The sequence below is a fragment of the Oleiphilus sp. HI0117 genome, assembly GCF_001635235.1.
In genome coordinates, this window is record NZ_LWGA01000695.1 from 1 (window position 1) to 3,941 (window position 3,941).

Consider the following 3,941-nt stretch of genomic DNA (forward strand, 5'->3'; position numbering starts at 1 on the left):
CATAAAATCTATATACCTTTTGTTTATAGATAGCGCATATAAAAAAACGCGTTTTAATTCTATCGATTAATATTAGCTAACGGACGTCAAATTGCATGCCGGCATTCAGGAAAATAATTCACTATTTCTTTAACCTATTCGCACTAATTAAATAACCCTAGAAACCCAACATTAACGCCATTAAAAGCGTTCGTATTCTTAAAAGCTTTTGAAGGCTTGTGAACATACTTCGACGATAAGAATTAGTGCCTATCACCTGAGTCATTATGATAGACAGACTGCACAGTCCCATTTTCTTGAGACAACCCTATCGAGCCACTTTCGAGAGTGGCCCAAACAGCTTTTTTCTCTTCATTTAAATGCAGACGCTGAATATCAATCTTCTGATCCGATAGACGTCGATGCCAGTCAGTTTTATTCTCATACGGCTTTACTAAGCTAACTTCGCCGTCTGAATCAGATAGCGCTATTACGCTAAAGTCATCGTTATAGGAAGGAAACCCTAGATAAGTTCCGCGATGATGCTTAGTCATCAAATTCCAAGCCTTTCCCTTAACAAAATCCCAAACTGTCACACACGGATTAAGGTACCCATGTCGGCAATGCGTGACATAAAGCAACTTTTCGCCATCAGCACTAAAAGCTCGCGGCATGTGATAACCACCAGTATCGCGCCGCTGTTTAATCAACTCGTTAGTGTCTGTTGATCGAATCTGCAATATGTATTCATCCAGCTCCTCAAATACGAACTTTTTTGTCCCATCTGGAGAAATAAGACCTTCATTCATAGCGTTGCTCCTGTCTTAAATAGGAATTAATACTACCCTTATCACTTCAACTAACTAAGCAAGACCGGGTTAGGTTTAGGAGAAAAATAATGAGGGAAATTGAAAGAAGGTAAAACGTGAAGTTTTTGATTTTTTAACGGTGCAAGCGAATAACACGGCCGAGATATGCACCAAGATCACCACTTTTTTTGATCATAATTTTAATATACGCAGCTCTATTAAAAACCAGAATTAACCGCTATCACTGAACTAGCTCAGATGGCGATCTAAAAATTGTTTGTATAGCACCATCATATAACGACAACCCTGCCATACCATTTTCAAAAGCTGCCCAAACAACTGCGTTTTCTTCGTTTAGGTGCAAAGACTGTAATTTAACTTTATTGGCAAATAAGCTGTTATTCCATACAGTTGCCCTTTCAAAAGGTCTGATAAGACTAATAACACCGTCATAGTCAGCAAGCGTAATCAAACTAAGGTCATCGTTGTAATCTAGTCCTATAATATGAGTTGTTCGACAGTGCTCTGAGAATACATGCCAGGTCCTTTCTTTTGTAAAATCCCAAACGAATACAGAAGGGTTAGTGTACGCATAACGGCAATAATCACGATAAAATAGCTTTTTACTGTCAGCGCTGAAGGCGACTAGTTGAAGGTGATAATCTATGACACGTTTTCGCTTTATCACGGAATTAGTCTCTGTTAATCTAATTTCTAGTTCGCGGTCCTTGAGCACACATTTCTTCGTACCATCTTTTGACACAATTTCTTTTTTCATAAAATTCTCGTTGTAAGGAATATTTGAAGTTACTGAATAAATGGGAAGTTATACAAAGTTGAGACCGAACGGTTCTAAATGGTTATTGCATGACTACTTCAGAAGGTAATAGATATCTCGATTGAATCACTCCATACTGGATCGTTAGAGTCTCGAAACCTTTCTGATGAGACACCCAAACGATACCTTTCTCCTCATCCAGAGAAAGAGATTCTATGTCTGCATCTTCCATAGAAGAGAAAAAGCAAAGAGTGCGATACCAGACTCTTCCTTTGTCATAGGGATAGACCAAGCTGACACCATATTCACCCGACAAGGCCATGAGACTGAAGTCACCGTTACAAGACACTTTGGTGATGTATCTTACACGATGGTCATCTACCGCCCACGATTTGTTCAGCATAGAATCCCAAACCGTTAGCGAGGTACTTACAAATGCCCCACCACGGTGGTAGGAGATATAAAGTACCTTTTCGCCATCATCACTAAACCCCAATGCTCTCGGGTCACCGCGGGTTTCCCTTTTTTCTTTGATTACCTCATTAGTAACTGTTGATACGATTTTTATAATGTCACGACTGACCACAATTTTTTTTGTACCATCGCGAGAGATTAAATCACTGTGTATGTTGTTACTCCCATCCCGATAGACTAATTCTCCACGCATTCTATTGCTCCTACAGTAAGAACTATTGTCGCTACCTGACTCGACATTCTTTCGAAATGCGGCCAAGTTTATTTATGGGAGAAATCGTAGTTGAAAAATTGGATTGGTATTACGTGAAGTTTTCGTGTTTTTAACGTTGAGGATTAGTCATCTTGAAACTAATCTCCGCAGGCATTCGTTTGATAATCTGGACTTTATAATCAAGGTCCAAAACTTAAAAGCAATTACCTGAACATAAGATGGAGTGAAAAAAGAATGAGATTTTTAGTTGGATTCGTTTTGTTCACTATATTTTTGATTAATTCTGAAAAGTCTAGGTCAGCTGAGGTGGTTCATCTTAACAACCAAACTGCTATGGAGGTCTCACCGATGCATACTACAATTATTTATTTGAGATAAAAGATNAGTTTGAAGTTGACCTCTGTGAAATACTGGAAAATTAAACATTGAAATATCGACCGCACCGTCATTATTTAAAGCATAAGTTTCATTGCTGAGTAGCTCTGTAATGAATCTTTTTTGAGAAGTAAACTAATGGACCATAAGCCTTACATTTATCGTTTCGACGAAACATACATGTAAGTGTCTTTTCTCTTAGAATGCTGGCCATAGTTTGCTTCTCAATTCTATATGCGTCAGGCGAAATCATCACGATTTAGCACATGTATCGTTTTCCAGCTTACTATTAGCACTCATTATTGCGATGAACTCTTCTATTTCCATCGACTCTGCCTCGTACAGTTTTTCGCTCAGTGCTTTTAATCGTGCTTTATTTTCCTCTAATAGCTGTCTAACTTCTTGTTCGCTCTGATTCAGCCAAAACTTGATTCTATCGTTACAGCACTTCGCTAATGATGGGTCAGAATTCAGTTGCTCTGGATGCACCTGAAGCGCACCTATTTCTGAATCCAACCCCAGCTGCATGACAGCTTTTCGTGCCAAGTTATTCGCTTTCATTAAGTCGCTTCCAGCGCCATTAGACATTCCGGCTTCACCAAGCATTAACCTTTCAGCCTCTCTGCCTGCTAAGCAAACTGCGATCTGGCGAGAGATGTCTGTGCGAGTCATACCTAATTGCCCCGATGCATTATTTGACTCATCTCTCCATGCAACAAAACCTAAGCTGCCTGTTCTTGGTTGGATTGAAATGTAATCAATTGACACGCCTGGCAGTAAATAATGCATCGCCAGAGCATGCCCTGCCTCATGGCAGGCAGTTGACCATTTTTCTTCTTTGGCTAACGTTAGATCTTCTCGGGGCGTGCCGTAAACACGTTGCTCAAAAGCTTCCAGTATATCCTCTGATGTCGGATCACGATCTTCACCATCGGCTATATACACAGCATGTCGAATAGCGGATTCTATCGATGCTGCAGACTCTCCTTGCGTTCTTAGCACAAGCTTTTCTTCAGCTTCGTCAGGCAAAAAAACTTCCAGTCGCTCAATACCTTTTTGAATGAGTTGCTCACGTGCTTTCCTGTTGGGCAAGTCACAATCAATGGTCTCGTCAAAACGGCCCGGCCTGGTTAAGGCAGAATCTAAACTATTGGGAAAGTTAGTTGCAGCCAACACAAGAACAGGTCGAGAATGGCCACTGAAGCCATCCATTTCTCCCAACAACGTATTAACAATACCGTGGTAATCACCACTTCTTCTTTGCTGTCCAATTGCATCTATCTCATCGATAAATATGATTGAAGGCGCTAAC

At 40.2% G+C, this 3,941-nt stretch carries 4 protein-coding genes; all 4 read right to left on the reverse strand.

The features are described from left to right. Positions 1-242: 242 nt before the first annotated feature. Positions 243-788 (reverse strand): hypothetical protein, encoded by a 546-nt coding sequence (locus A3757_RS10020; protein ID WP_068739540.1) that lies wholly within the window; start codon positions 786-788, stop codon positions 243-245. A 241-nt stretch (positions 789-1,029) separates the two neighbouring features. Next, positions 1,030-1,566 (reverse strand): hypothetical protein, encoded by a 537-nt coding sequence (locus A3757_RS10025; protein ID WP_068739542.1) that lies wholly within the window; start codon positions 1,564-1,566, stop codon positions 1,030-1,032. An 82-nt stretch (positions 1,567-1,648) separates the two neighbouring features. After that, positions 1,649-2,233 (reverse strand): hypothetical protein, encoded by a 585-nt coding sequence (locus A3757_RS10030; RefSeq protein WP_068739544.1) that lies wholly within the window; start codon positions 2,231-2,233, stop codon positions 1,649-1,651. 648 nt (positions 2,234-2,881) lie between these two features. Continuing rightward, the coding region (locus A3757_RS10035; protein ID WP_156506270.1) for an AAA family ATPase at positions 2,882-3,941 on the reverse strand (1,060 nt) is incomplete at its 5' end.

Bases quoted from the DNA above. Each gene is read 5' to 3' on its own strand.
- A3757_RS10020 (WP_068739540.1), bottom strand. From the start codon at position 788: ATGAATGAAGGTCTTATTTCTCCAGATGGGACAAAAAAGTTCGTATTT.
- A3757_RS10025 (WP_068739542.1), bottom strand. From the start codon at position 1,566: ATGAAAAAAGAAATTGTGTCAAAAGATGGTACGAAGAAATGTGTGCTC.
- A3757_RS10030 (WP_068739544.1), bottom strand. From the start codon at position 2,233: ATGCGTGGAGAATTAGTCTATCGGGATGGGAGTAACAACATACACAGT.